The organism is Pseudonocardia ammonioxydans (genome assembly GCF_900115005.1).
GTDB lineage: Bacteria > Actinomycetota > Actinomycetes > Mycobacteriales > Pseudonocardiaceae > Pseudonocardia > Pseudonocardia ammonioxydans.
Genome location: NZ_FOUY01000019.1, coordinates 41,108 through 55,246 on the forward strand (window position 1 = coordinate 41,108; position 14,139 = coordinate 55,246).

A 14,139-nucleotide genomic window follows, 5' to 3' on the forward strand; every position below is an offset into this window, starting at 1 on the left:
AGCGAGCACCACTCACCCTTAGTACGGTTCGGCACGTGACCTCCGATGGGCTGCGAGCGACCCGCGCCGCCGAGACCGCCGCGCACGCGCCGGACCCGGCGGTGACCGACCGGCTCCTGGGCGGTGCGCACCACGACCCGCACGGCGTGCTCGGGGCGCACCCGCACGCCGACGGCACGATCGTCCGCGTCCTGCGGCCGCACGCCACCTCGGTGGCGGTGCTGCCCGACGGCGAGCGCGGGGCCGCCCACGAGCTGACGAAGGTGCACGAGGCGGGGCTGTTCTCCGGCCTCGTTCCGGGCTCGGGCGGCGACTACCGGCTGCTGGTGCGCCAGGGCGGTGGCAGCCCCGGCGCTGCCGGCTCCGCCGGTTCTGTCGGCTCCGCCGGTTCTGCCGGCTCGGCTGCGGGGGACGCCGCGCAGGAACTGGTCGTCGACGACCCCTACCGCTGGATGCCGACACTCGGCGAGATGGACCTGCACCTCATCGGCGAGGGACGCCACGAGCGGCTCTGGGACGTGCTCGGGGCGCACGTGCGCCGCTACGACACCGCGTCCGGACCGGTCACCGGGACCAGCTTCGCCGTGTGGGCGCCCAACGCGCGCGGTGTGCGGGTCACCGGCGACTTCGACGGCTGGGCGGGCTGGACGCTGCCGATGCGCTCGCTCGGCACGTCCGGGATCTGGGAGATCTTCCTGCCCGGGGTCGACGTCGGCGCCCGCTACAAGTACCGCGTACTCGGGCCGGACGGCCGCTGGCGGGACAAGGCCGACCCGATGGCCTTCGCGACCGAGATCCCGCCGCAGACGGCGTCGGTCGTCAGCACCGACACCCACGAGTGGGGCGACCAGGAGTGGATGACCGCGCGCGCCGCCCGCCGGGCGCACGAGGCCCCGATGAGCGTCTACGAGATGCACCTCGGCTCCTGGGTGCCGGGCCTGGACTACCGGGAGATCGCCGAGCGGCTGGTGTCCTACCTGGACGGGACGGGATTCACCCACGTCGAGCTGCTGCCGGTGGCCGAGCACCCGTTCGGCGGCTCCTGGGGCTACCAGGTCACCTCGTACTACGCGCCGACCTCGCGGTTCGGCACCCCGGACGACTTCCGCTGGTTCGTCGACCGGCTGCACCGCGCCGGCTACGGCGTGCTCGTCGACTGGGTGCCCGCGCACTTCCCGCGTGACGAGTGGGCGCTGGCCCGGTTCGACGGGACCGCCTGCTACGAGCACGCCGACCCGCGCCGCGGCGAGCAGCCGGACTGGGGCACGCTGGTCTTCGACTTCGGCCGCAACGAGGTGCGCAACTTCCTCGTCGCGAACGCGCTCTACTGGCTGGAGTCGTTCCACATCGACGGGCTGCGGGTCGACGCCGTCGCCTCGATGCTCTACCTCGACTACTCCCGCGCCGACGGCCAGTGGCTGCCCAACGTGCACGGCGGCCGGGAGAACCTGGACGCGGTGGCGTTCCTGCAGGAGATGAACGCGACCGTCTACCGCGAGCACCCCGGCGTCGTCACCATCGCCGAGGAGTCGACGGCCTGGCCGGGCGTCACCCGGCCCACCTACATGGGCGGGCTCGGCTTCGGCTTCAAGTGGAACATGGGCTGGATGCACGACACGCTCGACTACACCGGGCGTGACCCCATCCACCGCAGCTACCACCACAACCAGATGACGTTCTCCCTGATGTACGCGTTCAGCGAGAACTACGTGCTCCCGATCAGCCACGACGAGGTCGTGCACGGCAAGGGGTCACTGTGGACCCGGATGCCCGGCGACGACTGGAACAAGGCCGCCGGGGTGCGCGCGCTGCTCGCCTACATGTGGGCACACCCGGGCAAGCAGCTGCTGTTCATGGGCGGCGAGTTCGGCCAGCCCCGGGAGTGGTCCGAGCAGCGGTCGTTGGACTGGCACCTGCAGCAGGAGGAGCCACTGCACGGTGGCATCACAGCGCTGGTCGGCGATCTCAACCGGGCCTACCGGGACCAGTCGGCGCTCTGGTCCCGCGACACCACGCCGGACGGCTTCGCCTGGATCGACGCCAACGACGCCACCGGCAACGTCTTCTCGTTCCTGCGGCACGGGGTCGACGCCGAGGGCCGGGCCACCGTGCTGGCCTGCATCGCGAACTTCTCCGGCGCCCCGCGGGAGGACTACCGGGTCGGCCTGCCGTTCGCCGGGAACTGGACCGAGCTGGTCAACACCGATGCGGGCAGCTACGGCGGCTCCGGCGTCGGGAACCTGGGGCGGGTGCGGGCCGAGCAGCGGATGTGGCACGGCCAGCCGGCGTCGGCGGTGCTGCGCCTGCCGCCGTCGGGAGTGCTGTGGCTGGTGCCCGAGGAGACCGACGGGCCGGTGACCTCGGCCGCGGCCCCGGCCGCCGAGTCCGGGTCGGTGCCGCCGCCGCTGCCGGTCGGCGAGCTGCCCGACGAGCCGGAGGACACCGACGTCGAGGCCCCGATCACCCCGGACGACGGGTTCCGGGCGGTGTCCCCCGCGCCGGTTCCCCCGGCCGGGACCGACGGGACCGGACCCGCCGCCGGCGACGACGAACCGGACGCCGGACGGGTCTCGACGAGCATCAACCCCGCCCCCGGCACCGTCGGCACCCGGGCGGTCCGCAACGGCTCGTTCGTCACCGGCACGTCCGGGACCGGGGGCTCCGACACCGGGACCGCCTCGCGGGACTGAGGCCCGGCGGTCGAGGGCCGAAGCACGGCACTGAGGCCCGGCGGTCGAGGACCGAAGCACCACACCGCGGCCCAGCACTCGGAGGCCGAAGCACCACACCGCGATCCGGCGGACGAGGGCCGAAGCACAGCGTTCAGGTCGGCTCGTTCAGGCGATCCACTCCGGGACGCCGCGATCCGTGCCGTCGGCGAGCGCGGCCCTGGCGTCACCGTCACCGGTGACCAGCGCGGTCAGCCCGGCACCGGGGTCGGCGAGGATCCGCCGCAGCACCCCGGCCGGCAGCACCGCGGTGTCCCCGGCGGCCAGCACGGTCGCGGCACCGTCGAGCTCGACGGTGGCACCGCCGTCGAGCACGGTCCAGATCTGGTCTCCGCTCATCCGGTGCGACGGGCCGGACGATCCGGGTGCCATGCGCACCTGCCAGAGCGATCGGCCTGCACTGCCGAGTGCGGGCGAGGCACAGGTGGTCATCACGGCGTTGGGGGTCTCGACGACCCTGCGGTCGCCGGCTCGGACGACGTTCACGGGCACTCCCTAGAATAGACAACAACGTTGACCGTTCGACCAAAGGTAAACCATGTTGTCGAATTCGTCGAGGCCGGGCCACGCGCTGCCCCTGCTGCTGTTGCGCGCGTTCCAGGAGCTGATCGACGAGCTGCACACCGAGCTCGCCCACACCGGTCACCCCGACGCCCGGCCGATGCACGGCTTCGTCCTGCAGGCGGTCGGCCCGGAGGGCACGACGGCGGTCGAGCTCGCCCGGGCGCTCGGGGTGACCAAGCAGGCCGCCGGGCGGACCGTCGCCGGTCTGGAGGAGCAGGGCTACCTGGTCCGGGCCACGGACCCGGCGGACTCCCGGCGCAAGGTCGTCCGGCTCAGCACGCGCGGGCAGGACCTGCTGGAACGCTCCGCGGCCGTCCTCGACGACCTGCGCCGCCGCCGGGCCGACACGGTCGGTGCGGACCGCCTCGCCGCCCTGGAGGACACCCTCGCCGCGCTCGGTGGCGACTCCGGACCGCGGTGGGACGCGCCGGCCTGGTTCGGCACCCGGCCGGACTGAGCAGGATCGGACAGCACGAGCGCTCCCCGCACCAGCCCACCGGTCACGTCCTCGGGTCCCGGGCCGGCACCGCGTCGGCGCTGCGATCCCCCGCTGGAGACCGCCCCCAAACCCGGGCCCGCCGTCGACGGCTCCGGCCTTCCCCGCGGCCGACGGCACGCCGGATGTCCCGAACCGCACCGCCGGCTCCGACTCGTCGCGCTACCGGTCGGAGGGCGGGCGCTCCGCCCGGCAGCACTCCGTCCGCGGGGCGGGTTCGGCCGGACGTGCCCGTACGGGCCGGTCCTCGGCGGCGGTCCGCGGGTCCACGGCCGGCCGAGCGGGGGCATGCGGGGAGCGGGCCACCGGGGAGAGGGCTCGCGGAGAGGGAGCCCTCGGGGAGGGACCCGGCTTGGAGGAGGGCTGTGTCGAGGGGGACTGCGTCGAGCGGGGCTGCGTCGAGCGGGGCTGGGTCGAGAGGGACTGCGTCGAGCGGGACTGTGCCGAGGAGGGCTGTGCGGAGGAAAGCTGTGTGGCAGAACTCTGCGGAACCTCGGCCAGGCGGGACCGGACAGCCCGGCGGACCGCCGGGGCCGGTGCGGCCGTGGGCCGCACCGGGCCCGGCTCGGCCGTGGATCGCACCGGCCCCGGGCGGGCACGGGAGCGCAACGGCCCGTCGGGTGGGTCGGCCCCCTCGACCGGGTCGGCCCAGCGCCGGTTCATCCGTGACCCCCTCGGAGCCGGAGGCTCATCGATCTCTCCACGCGTCGTCTCATCGGGCCTGCCGTGTCATCGGGCCTCCGGGGTCGCCGTGCCGACCCGGCGGACGCCGAGCACGGCGAGCGCGCCCAGTGCGGCGACCGCGGCGAAGGCGAAGAAGCCCCACGGGTAGGCCACCCCGGCCTGCAGCAGGAGCCCGCCGAGCACCGGCCCGGAGATCGCGCCGAGCCGGCCGATCCCGCTGGCGACCCCGATCGCGGACGCCCGCGCGTGGTCCGGGTAGTGCCGGCTGATGTAGGCGTAGACCAGCACCTGCGAGCTGAAGACGAACACGCCTGCCAGCAGCACGCTGACGTAGATCCCACCGCCCGGCAGCCGGACGGCCAGCAGCGCCAGGAACACGGTCGCGGCGCAGAACCACCCGATCGTCGCCGGGCGCAGGCCGATCCGGTCGGCGACCCGGCCCGCGACGAGCAGGCCGATGACCGCACCGACGTTGAGCACGAGCAGCTGCGACAGCGCCGCGCCGAGCCCGTACCCGGCGGCACGCATGATCTCCGGCAGCCAGGTGTTGAGGCCGTACACCAGCAGCAGCCCCATGAACGACGCGACCCAGAACGCGATCGACGACGGCAGGTACCCGTCCTTGACCAGCTGGGCGATCGGGTTGCGGGTCACCGGCCGCGCCCCGCTGCCGCCCGCCGCGGCCGGGACGTCGTCGGGCAGGTACCGCGCCAGCATCGGCGCCAGGACCAGCGCGGGTGCCGCGCCGAGCACGAACATCCACTGCCAGCCGAAGGCCGGGATGACCCAGATACCCAGCAGCGAGGTCACCACCGCGCCCACGTGGTAACCGGTCATGAGGATGGTCGTGGCGGTACCGCCCCGCCCCGGGCGGCCGTGCTCGTTCACCAGCGCGATGGCGACCGGCAGGACCCCGCCGAGCCCGAGACCGGCCAGGAAGCGCAGGGCGCCGAACGTCCAGGGGCCGGCCGCGAACGCGCACGCGGCCGTCAGGACCGAGAACGAGACGACCGTGTAGAGCATGGCCCGGCGGCGGCCGAACCGGTCGGCCAGCGGCCCGGCCGAGAGCGCACCGACCAGCACCCCGAGCAGCCCGGCGGTGGAGATCAACGACGCCGTGGCGGGGTCGAGCCCCCAGGCCGGCTCGTCGAGCAGCGAGGGCAGCACGACACCCAGGACGACCAGGTCGAAACCCTCCAGCGCCACCGCGGACCAGCACAGCGGGGCGACCCAGCCGTTGCGCCCCACCCCGTCCGGCGCTCCTCGGGCCGACACCCTGTTCCGGGATGCGTCGGTCACGCTGGCCTCCTCGCTCGCGGGTGGCGGGAGTGTGACCGACCTAGCCGAAAGTTCGGGACCCACCTTCCGCAGAGCGGAAAGCTGCAGGGTCGGTCCGACCGTTCGCGTCGGTGAACGGTGGACGAACGGTCGACGGACGGAGCAGCGACCACCAGGTCGCGAGGAGCACGGCGGTGTAGAGGCCGTGGGCGAGCGGGGTGAGCAGGCCGCCGTCCGGCCAGAGCCCCGACCAGCTCACCGGCACGACGGCCAGTGCCAGGATCGCCACGACGACCCGCCTGCGGGTGTCCCCGGGACGCCCGCTCGCGGCCAGCACGACCAGCCCGGGCACCAGCAGGAGCAGGTAGTTGTGCCAGGCGATCGGTGCGGTGAGCAGGCCGGTCGCGAGGACGGCGGACAGCGCCGTCCCGGCCGGGTCGGTCCCGGCCGCGGCGCTCCGCCCGTACCGCGCGGTGCGCCGGGCGTAGTGGACGAGGGTGCCGATCAGCAGCACCGCGCCGGCGACCGTGCCGACGACGGTCGGCAGGCCCCAGCGCAGTGCGAGGCCGGGCAGCGACGCGTTGTCGGGCGTGGGCCCGACCGGCTCGGCCAGCGCCATCGCCAGCCACTGCCACGCCGTGGGCAGACCGGCGACGACCACGCCGATCACCGTCGCGACGGCGGCGGCCCCGATCCCGGCGAGGAACGGGCGCCACCGGCGCTGCACCGCGGGCAGGAACAGCACCGGCGCCAGCGACGGCTTGAGCGCGACCATGATCCCGTAGCAGGTCGCGGCGAGGTACGGGCGCCCACGGCGCTCGGCGAGCAGGCCCGCGACCAGGAGCGCCAGCAGCAGCGGATAGACCTGCCCGAGCAGCAGCGTCCCGTGCAGCGGCGACGACGCCAGCACGCCGCCGAGAACGAGCACCGACCACCGCCGCCCGATCCCGGTCTCCCGGCACACCGCACCGACCGCCACGACGACGAGCACCACCGACAACGCGGTGAACAACCGGTAGGCGAGGACCGGATCCAGCAGGCCGAACGGGACGAGCAGCACCGAGAGCAGCGGCGGGTTCAGGTTGTGCAGCCGGGCCCCGGTGTCGTAGACGGCGGCGCTGCCGGCCCCCTGCTCGGCCAGGGCGTGCGCCGAGCGCCAGAAGGTGTCGAAGTCGACGTGCATCGCGGCGATGTCCGGCGACGGGAGCCAGCGCAACAGCGGCGGATCGCCGAACACGAACAACAGCACCGCGGTCAGGAGTGCCACCGCCGCCACGACCGGTGCGGCCGTCCGGACCACGGCGTGGACGCGTTCGCCCGCGGTCCGCGACGGAGCGGGAACCTGCGGGACCCCGCGCGCCGGCCCGGGCACCGGCGGAGCCGCCGGGACGGGCGCGCGGGTCGCACGCTCCGGAGGGCCGGCCGGGAGGAGTCGGTCGGTCACGGCGTGGGCCGGACCGGGGACCTCCGCGGAACCGTCGCCGGGAGCACTGTCGGGAGGTGCGCGGTCAGAACAGGGCGCGGGCGAGGGCCCGGCGCGCTGTGCTGACCCGCTGGTCGTCACCCGGGAAGAGCTCGAACAGTCCCACGAGGTGTTCGCGGGCACGGTCCCGGTCCTCCCCCGCGGTGCGGCTCACGGTGTCGACCAGCCGGGTGAAGGCCGCCTCGACCCGGTCGGCGGCCATCTCCGCGTCGGCCGCGGCGAGCTGGGCGTCGACGTCGTCGGGGTCGGCGTCGGCACGCTCGATCGCGGACGGGTCGGCCTGCTCGGCGCGGGCGAGGAACTTCACCTGCGACAGCGCCGCCTTGGCCTGCTCGTTGGCCGGCTCTGCGTCGAGGATCGCCTGGTAGGCGGCCTCCGCGGCGGCGTAGTCGCCCTGCTCGAGGGCGTCCTCGGCCGCGGTGAACCGCGGGTCCTCGGGCTCCTCCACCGGCTCGTCGGAACCCGCTTCGGCGGCCCGGCGCTCGCCTTCCGCGATCGCCGGCATGCGGTCACGCAGCGCGTCGAGCAGCGAGCGGACCCACTCGGCGGCGCGGTCATCGGGCAGCGCCCCGTTGACCGCGTCGGCCGGCTGCCCGCCGACGAGCACGACCAGCATCGGGACCTGCTGCACCCGGAACGCCTGGGCGATCCGCGGCTCGGTGTCGATGTCGACCCGGGCGAGCAACCAGGCGCCACCGCCGGCGGCGGCGAGCCGCTCGAGCTCGGCGGACAGCTGCTCCTCGCGCGGGTAACGGCTCGCCCACAGCTCGACGACGACCGGGACCTGCAGCGACGGCTCCAGAACCTCGTTCTGGAAACCCGCTTCGGTGGCGTCGATGACGTAGGGACCGCCGGCCCCACCGCCCGCGGCCGGCGCTGCGCCGGACGACTGCTTGCCGGCCGCATCGGCTCGTGCCTTCAGGCCGGAGAGGTCGACCGCTCCGGCCATGGCCGAGGACATCGCCGCACGCTGGGCCGCCTGACGAGGATCTGGGCGAGACACGCTGCCCATCCTGGCACGCGCGCGTGACGGGCGTGACACGCCCCTATCGGGCCCGCGACGGCCGGCACCGTCCGGCGCGACGGGGTGGGCACCGTTCACGATCACCGGACCGGCGGAGCATCACCGGACCTCGCCACTCGTTGAACCCCGTGCGGGGGCATCGACGATGACCCTGCGTTACCGGGGGGCCGCGGTCCAGGCAGGTGCCGCGCCCCTCGGGGCGACACCGACCAGTTGAGAGAACGCCGGACCGCGATGCCGGTGAGCGAGAAGAGGAAACCGAAAGATGAGCAACGTTCAGTCCGCTGCCAAGCCGACTCTCGCGTACGTGTCGCTGGCGCTGGGCGCCCTCGGCCTGATCGCCGGGTTCCTGGTGCCGCTGTTCGCCTGGGTCCTGGGCGTCGCGGGCCTGATCACCGGCTTCCTGGCCTTCCGCCAGCCGGGTCTGGCCAAGCTCGGCCAGATCGGGATGGTCGTGGGCTTCGTGGCGATCCTCGTGGGCGTCTACCACTTCACCAGCCTCGTCGCCTGAGTCGGACGAGGTCCGGGGCCCTCGGAACGAGAGCCCCGGAGGCGTGCCGCGACGCGCGAACGGCCGGCGACGATCTCCGTCGCCGGCCGTCGCCGTGAGCGGGAGCGGACCGGGCAGCGAGGTCAGCCGGCGGCCGGCACGCCCGCCCCGGTGGCGAGCCCGCCGAGCAGATCCGCGAGCTCGCGCGGACGGGTGAGCATCGGGAAGTGCCCGCCGGGGAGCTCGACGACCTCGGCGCCGACCCGCGCCGCGTCCCGCCGACCACCCGCCGGATCGACCACGCGGTCGTCCGCGCAGATCACCGAGACCGTCCGGACGTCCGGCCAGGCCCCCAGCGGAGAGGCCTCCTTCAGCACCGTCCAGTCCTGCGGCCGCATCTGGGCCGCCGCGGCGGCGACGAGCGCGTCCGCACGGTCGCGTGCCGTGCCGGCGTCCACGAGCTCGTCGGCCACTCCGCGGTAGAGCCCGGCCGCCACCGTCCCCGCGTCCGGCCAGTAGGTGAGCGCCCCCTCGCCCCGGCGCACCCCGGTGTCGTAACCGGGGACCATCAGGTCCCGCTCCGCGCGCAACCGGTCCAGGTAGGCCCGCCCCGGCTCCGGGACGAGCGCGCCGACCAGCACCAGCGCGCGAACCCGTTCGGCACCGAGCCGGCCGGCCGCGGCCGCCGCGACCAGCCCGCCCAGCGAGTGGCCGACCAGCACGACCGATCCCTGCGCGGCGTCCAGCACCGGGGCGACGAGTTCGGCATGGCCGGCGCCCGGGCCGCCCGCGGGCAGATCCGGCGCCACGGCCGGGACGCCGGCCCGCTCCAGCTCCGCCGACACCGGCTCCCAGGACGACCCGCGGTGCCACGCCCCGTGCACCAGCACGACCCGCGCCGCTCCGGACCCCCTCACGCGCCCGGCTCCCGCAGGTGCTGCTCCACCCGGTCGACCTTGGCCTGCAGCTGACCCCGGTGTCCCGGCCGGATGTCGGCCTTGAGCACCAGGCTGACCCGCGGCGAGACGGCGGTGACCGCCTCGACGGCCCGCTTGACGACGGCCATCCCCTCGTCCCACGTGTCGGACTCGATCGTGGTGAACATCGAGGTGGTCTCGTTGGGCAGGCCGGACTCCCGGACCACCCGGACCGCCTCGGCGACCGCGGCGCCGACGCTGCCGTCACCGTCGTCGGAGCCCGAGGGGGCGATGCTGAACGCGAAGAGCATGCCGCCACCCTGCCACGGGGAGCCCGGACCGCCCCGGCGCGCGATCTCCGGCAGGCGCGGGTCCACTTGCTAGCGTCGTGCCCATGGCACCACGCGGGTCGCTCCCCTTCGACCCGATCCAGCGCGCGGCCGATCTGTGGGAGGAGCGGATCGGCCCGTCGCGCACGATGGCCGCGGTCACCAGCGTGATGCGGGTGCAGCAGATACTGCTGTCCCAGGTGGACGGCGCACTGAAGCCGCTCGGGCTCACCTTCGCCCGCTACGAGGCGCTGGTGCTGCTCGACTTCGCCCGGCGCGGCAGCCTGCCGATGCGGGTGATGGGCGAGCGCCTGCAGCTGCACCCGACCAGCGTGACCAACATCGTCGACCGGTTGCAGGGCGACGGGCTGGTCCGCCGGCTCCCGCACCCGACCGACCGGCGCGCGACGCTGGTCGAGCTCACCGCCGAGGGCCGCGACCGGCTCGCCAAGGCGACCGGGGCCGTCACCGCGATCGACTTCGGGCTCACCGGCCTGGACGAGGCCGGGCAGGAGGAGCTGACCGCGCTGCTCCGCACCGTCCGCCTCTCGGCCGGCGACTTCGACCGGTAGCCGCACCGCTCAGTCCTCCCGGTCCCGCCGGCGGCGGCTCGGCCTGCGCCCCGGCGGCACACCGTGCCCGTGTCCGGGCCAGTCGCGCATCACCGACCCGCGCGGTGGCGCGGGCACGCGGAGCAGGCGCCGCACGGTCGCCCAGCCGGCGACGGCGCCGGAGGCCCCGGACAGGGCGACGCAACCGAGATAGTCGATCAGGTCCATCGAGCACGCTCCGAGCGGTGTCGACCGGGCGGTGGTGGGTGCCGACCGGCTGTTGACGAGGCTGTTGATGGGGTGTTGCAGCAACACCGTTGACACTACGACGGACCACCGACAGAATCGGCGGCGTGGACGGACAGCGCGCCGAACCGGCGGGAACCACGGGGCCGGGCGCCCTGCTGCGCGCCGCACGGCTGGACCGGGGCTGGTCGCAGTCGGAGGCGGCCCGGCGTCTCGCCGCCATCGCCTCGCGCGACGGCGCCGCGGGTGCGCGGCCCGGCAGCGTCAAGACCCAGCTCTCCCGCTGGGAGAACGGGCACGCGACACCGGCTCCGGAGCACCGGGCGCTGCTGGCCGAGCTCTACGGGAGCACGGCCGCCGAGCTGGGGCTGGAACCGGCGCCCGGACCGCCGGGGGGCGGCGTCGACGGTGCGGACCGGTTGCGGGCCGCGCTGGGGCGGTCCGCAGCGGTCGACGACGCCGGCGTGGCGCTGCTCCGGGACCAGCTCCGGGCGACCGCCGCCCTCGACCACCGGCTCGGCACCGCCGCCGCGCACGCGACGCTGACCGCCCAGGTCGACCAGCTGCGCGAGCTGCTGGCGCACTGCCTCGACCCGGGGATCACCGCCCGGCTGGCCGCACTCCTCGCCGCGGCGGCCCTGCTCGCCGGGGACCAGGAACGCGACCGCGACGCGCCGGACCTCGCGTGGCGCGCCTACACCGTCGCCGGGGACGCGGCGCTGCGCGCCGGCCGCGAGGACCTGTCGCAGCGGGCCGGGTGGGGGCGTGAGCTGCTCCGGCAGGACCTGGACACGCCGGAGCCTCGACCGGGCGGGGCCGACCGGAGCGAGGCGCCGGTCGCGTTGTGGGTCGAGCTCGGGCACGACGGTGGAGGCGAGCCGTCCGCGCGGGACCGGACGCGGGCGGCACTGCGCGCGGCGGTGGCCGCGCACGGTGCCGGGCGCGCCGAGGAGGCGGCGGCCGCGGCCACCCGGGCCCGCCGGCTCGCCCTACGCACCGGATCGGCGCACACGCTCGCCCGGCTCGAACCGCTCGCTCACCCGACCGGCCGATGACCGCCCACGCGGACCGGGCAAGAGGTCAGCCCGACTGTTCCAGCAGCTCGTCGGCCGCGGCCCACGGGTCCAGGTCCCCGGCCAGCACGCGCTCGGTCAGCGCCTCCAGCGCGGCCCCGCCGCGCACCCGTTCCATCCGGGCGCGGACCTGCTCCATGCCGATCGCCTCGATCTCCCGCCGGGTCCGCTCGCGGCGCCGACGGTCCCGCTCCCCGGACTTCTCGGCCCAGGCGAGGTGCGCGTCGAGGGCGTCGGCGAGCGCGTCGACCCCCTCGGCGCGCGAGGCGACCGTGGACAGCACCGGTGGCTCCCAGGCGTCGGCGCCGTCGGCCTCGCGCAGGTGCAGCATGTTCCGCAGCTCGCGCACGGTCCGCCGGGCGCCGTCCCGGTCGGCCTTGTTGACCGCGAAGACGTCGCCGATCTCGAGGATCCCGGCCTTCGCGGCCTGGATCCCGTCACCCATGCCAGGTGCCAGCAGCACGACGGTGGTGTCCGCCAGCCCCACGATCTCCACCTCGGACTGCCCGACCCCGACCGTCTCGACCACGACGACGTCGCAACCGGCGGCGTCGAGCACCCGCAGCGCCTGCGGGGTCGCCCAGGACAGGCCGCCGAGGTGGCCGCGGGTGGCCATCGAGCGGATGAAGACCCCGTCGTCACCGGCGTGCTCGCCCATCCGGACGCGGTCGCCGAGCAGCGCTCCCCCGCTGAACGGCGACGACGGGTCCACCGCCAGCACGCCGACCCGCCGGTCGCGGGCCCGGAGCTCGGTGACCAGCGCCGAGGTCGACGTCGACTTGCCGACGCCGGGTGAGCCGGTCAGCCCGACCACGTGCGCCCGACCGGTGTACGGGGTCAACGCGGCGGACACCTCGCGCAGCTGCGGACCGGCGTTCTCCACCATCGAGATCAGCCGGGCGACGGCGAGCTGCTTGCCGGCGCGCGCCTGCTCCACCAGCTCCTGCGGGTCCGGTGGTCCGCCCACGGTCGTCGTCCTCCTGGTCGGTGCCGGGCCGGGCGGGAGGCCCGGCGGATGCGGTCCGGATGCAGGTCGGCCCCCGCCGCGGCGGGGGCCGACGATCACGAAGGGATCAGGACTTCGGCACGCGGACGATCAGGGCGTCGCCCTGGCCACCGCCACCGCAGAGCGCGGCCGCACCGACGCCGCCGCCGCGGTTCTTCAGGGCCAACGCCAGGTGCAGCGCGATCCGGGCACCGGACATGCCGATCGGGTGCCCGAGGGCGATGGCGCCGCCGTCGACGTTGACCTTGTCGTCGTCGATGCCCAGCTTGCGGGCCGAGACGATGCCGACCGCGGCGAACGCCTCGTTGATCTCGACGAGGTCGAGGTCGGCGGGCTGGATGCCCTCCTTCTCGCAGGCCTTGGCGATCGCGTTGGCCGGCTGCTCGTGCAGCGAGGCGTCCGGGCCGGCGACCACGCCGTGCGCGCCGATCTCGGCGATCCACTCCAGCCCGAGCTCCTCGGCCTTCGCCTTGCTCATGACGACCACCGCGGCGGCGCCGTCGGAGATCTGCGAGGCCGAGCCCGCGGTGATCGTGCCGTCGGCGGAGAACGCCGGCTTGAGCTTGCCGAGGCCCTCGGCGGTGGTGTCGCCGCGGACGCCCTCGTCGGTGGCGAAGAGCACCGGGTCGCCCTTGCGCTGCGGGATCTCGACCGGGGCGATCTCCTGGTCGAAGGTGCCGTCCTGGGCGGCGCGGGCGGCGTTCTGGTGCGAGCGCGCGGAGAACGCGTCCTGCTCCTCGCGGGTCAGGTTGTAGCGCGCGTTGTACTTCTCGGTCGAGGCACCCATCGCCACCTGGTCGAACGCACAGAACAGGCCGTCGTAGGACATGTGGTCGGTGAGGGTGGTGTCCCCGAACTTGGTGCCCTCGCGGGACTTGGCCAGCAGGTGCGGCGCCTGGGTCATCGACTCCTGCCCACCGGCGACGACCACGTCGAACTCACCGGCCCGGATGAGCTGGTCGGCCAGCGCGATGGAGTCGATACCGGACAGGCAGACCTTGTTGATGGTCAGCGCCGGGACGTCCATCGGGATGCCGGCGGCCACGGCGGCCTGGCGGGCCGGGATCTGGCCGGCGCCGGCGGTCAGCACCTGGCCCATGATCGTGTACTGGACCTGCTCCGGGGCGACCCCGGCGCGCTCCAGCGCGGCCTTGATCGCGACCCCGCCGAGCTGGGCCCCGGAGAATCCCTTCAGCGAGCCGAGGAGACGGCCCATCGGCGTACGGGCGCCGGCGACGATCACGGTTCCGGACACGGGTCCTCCAGCAG

General features: G+C 74.9%; 14 protein-coding genes. 5 read left to right on the forward strand and 9 right to left on the reverse strand.

Translation table 11 applies throughout. The features are described from left to right. Window positions 1-35 precede the first annotated feature (35 nt). Window positions 36-2,690 (forward strand): 1,4-alpha-glucan branching protein GlgB, encoded by a 2,655-nt coding sequence (gene glgB / locus BM093_RS18630; protein ID WP_093345521.1) that lies wholly within the window; start codon window positions 36-38, stop codon window positions 2,688-2,690. A gap of 147 nt (window positions 2,691-2,837) precedes the next feature. On the opposite strand, the gene BM093_RS18635 is transcribed toward glgB, so the two are convergent. Further along, window positions 2,838-3,215, reverse strand: a complete 378-nt coding sequence (locus BM093_RS18635; RefSeq protein WP_093345526.1) for a cupin domain-containing protein — start codon at window positions 3,213-3,215, stop codon at window positions 2,838-2,840. A gap of 52 nt (window positions 3,216-3,267) precedes the next feature. Here BM093_RS18635 and BM093_RS18640 point away from each other — a divergent pair, with 52 nt between their 5' ends. Further along, window positions 3,268-3,750 carry a MarR family winged helix-turn-helix transcriptional regulator gene (locus BM093_RS18640; protein WP_177238567.1) on the forward strand — a complete coding sequence of 161 codons (483 nt, stop codon included), beginning with the start codon at window positions 3,268-3,270 and terminating at the stop codon, window positions 3,748-3,750. 768 nt (window positions 3,751-4,518) lie between these two features. Here the strand turns inward: BM093_RS18640 and BM093_RS18645 are convergent. The 3 genes from BM093_RS18645 to BM093_RS18655 form a co-directional block, all read right to left on the reverse strand. Continuing rightward, entirely contained in the window at window positions 4,519-5,772 is a 1,254-nt protein-coding gene (locus tag BM093_RS18645) for an MFS transporter (RefSeq protein ID WP_093345531.1), read from the reverse strand. Window positions 5,773-5,812: 40 nt separating this feature from the next. Further along, a complete protein-coding gene (locus tag BM093_RS18650) occupies window positions 5,813-7,018 on the reverse strand; it encodes a glycosyltransferase family 87 protein (protein ID WP_143105430.1) in 1,206 nt (401 codons plus the stop codon). Window positions 7,019-7,259: 241 nt separating this feature from the next. Then, the gene (locus BM093_RS18655; protein ID WP_245773622.1) at window positions 7,260-8,195 is read right to left on the reverse strand and encodes a tetratricopeptide repeat protein; all 936 of its coding nucleotides are present in this window, start codon (window positions 8,193-8,195) and stop codon (window positions 7,260-7,262) included. A gap of 328 nt (window positions 8,196-8,523) precedes the next feature. Between BM093_RS18655 and BM093_RS18660 the strand changes: the two genes are divergently transcribed. After that, entirely contained in the window at window positions 8,524-8,769 is a 246-nt protein-coding gene (locus tag BM093_RS18660; RefSeq protein WP_143105431.1) for a hypothetical protein, read from the forward strand. 122 nt (window positions 8,770-8,891) lie between these two features. Here the strand turns inward: BM093_RS18660 and BM093_RS18665 are convergent, their stop codons facing one another. Further along, a complete protein-coding gene (locus tag BM093_RS18665; protein ID WP_143105432.1) occupies window positions 8,892-9,665 on the reverse strand; it encodes an alpha/beta fold hydrolase in 774 nt (257 codons plus the stop codon). Further along, window positions 9,662-9,976, reverse strand: coding sequence for a thiamine-binding protein (locus tag BM093_RS18670; RefSeq protein ID WP_143105433.1), 315 nt, complete (start codon window positions 9,974-9,976; stop codon window positions 9,662-9,664). The genes BM093_RS18665 and BM093_RS18670 overlap by 4 nt, the downstream gene beginning before the upstream one ends. An 83-nt stretch (window positions 9,977-10,059) precedes the next feature. On the opposite strand from BM093_RS18670, the gene BM093_RS18675 reads away from it, so the two are divergent. Further along, on the forward strand, window positions 10,060-10,566 hold the full coding sequence (locus tag BM093_RS18675; protein ID WP_093345559.1) for a MarR family winged helix-turn-helix transcriptional regulator: 507 nt from the start codon (window positions 10,060-10,062) through the stop codon (window positions 10,564-10,566). A 9-nt stretch (window positions 10,567-10,575) separates the two neighbouring features. On the opposite strand, the gene BM093_RS18680 is transcribed toward BM093_RS18675, so the two are convergent. Beyond that, complete coding sequence (locus BM093_RS18680) at window positions 10,576-10,773, reverse strand: hypothetical protein (RefSeq protein WP_143105434.1); 198 nt, start codon at window positions 10,771-10,773, stop codon at window positions 10,576-10,578. Window positions 10,774-10,898: 125 nt separating this feature from the next. Between BM093_RS18680 and BM093_RS18685 the strand changes: the two genes are divergently transcribed. Continuing rightward, window positions 10,899-11,846, forward strand: a complete 948-nt coding sequence (locus BM093_RS18685; RefSeq protein WP_093345568.1) for a helix-turn-helix domain-containing protein — start codon at window positions 10,899-10,901, stop codon at window positions 11,844-11,846. Between the two features lie 25 nt (window positions 11,847-11,871). Here BM093_RS18685 and meaB read toward each other — a convergent pair whose 3' ends face one another. Beyond that, complete coding sequence (gene meaB / locus BM093_RS18690; RefSeq protein WP_177238568.1) at window positions 11,872-12,831, reverse strand: methylmalonyl Co-A mutase-associated GTPase MeaB; 960 nt, start codon at window positions 12,829-12,831, stop codon at window positions 11,872-11,874. A gap of 106 nt (window positions 12,832-12,937) precedes the next feature. Then, window positions 12,938-14,125: an acetyl-CoA C-acetyltransferase gene (locus BM093_RS18695; protein WP_093345573.1), complete on the reverse strand. Its 1,188-nt coding sequence runs from the start codon at window positions 14,123-14,125 to the stop codon at window positions 12,938-12,940. Between the last annotated feature and the right edge of the window lie 14 nt (window positions 14,126-14,139).

Excerpts from the sequence above, each read along its gene's own strand:
- BM093_RS18640 (WP_177238567.1), top strand. The coding sequence starts at position 3,268 with ATGTTGTCGAATTCGTCGAGGCCGGGCCACGCGCTGCCCCTGCTGCTG.
- BM093_RS18655 (WP_245773622.1), bottom strand. The coding sequence starts at position 8,195 with ATGTCCTCGGCCATGGCCGGAGCGGTCGACCTCTCCGGCCTGAAGGCA.
- BM093_RS18660 (WP_143105431.1), top strand. The coding sequence starts at position 8,524 with ATGAGCAACGTTCAGTCCGCTGCCAAGCCGACTCTCGCGTACGTGTCG.
- BM093_RS18670 (WP_143105433.1), bottom strand. The coding sequence starts at position 9,976 with ATGCTCTTCGCGTTCAGCATCGCCCCCTCGGGCTCCGACGACGGTGAC.
- BM093_RS18675 (WP_093345559.1), top strand. The coding sequence starts at position 10,060 with ATGGCACCACGCGGGTCGCTCCCCTTCGACCCGATCCAGCGCGCGGCC.
- BM093_RS18680 (WP_143105434.1), bottom strand. The coding sequence starts at position 10,773 with ATGGACCTGATCGACTATCTCGGTTGCGTCGCCCTGTCCGGGGCCTCC.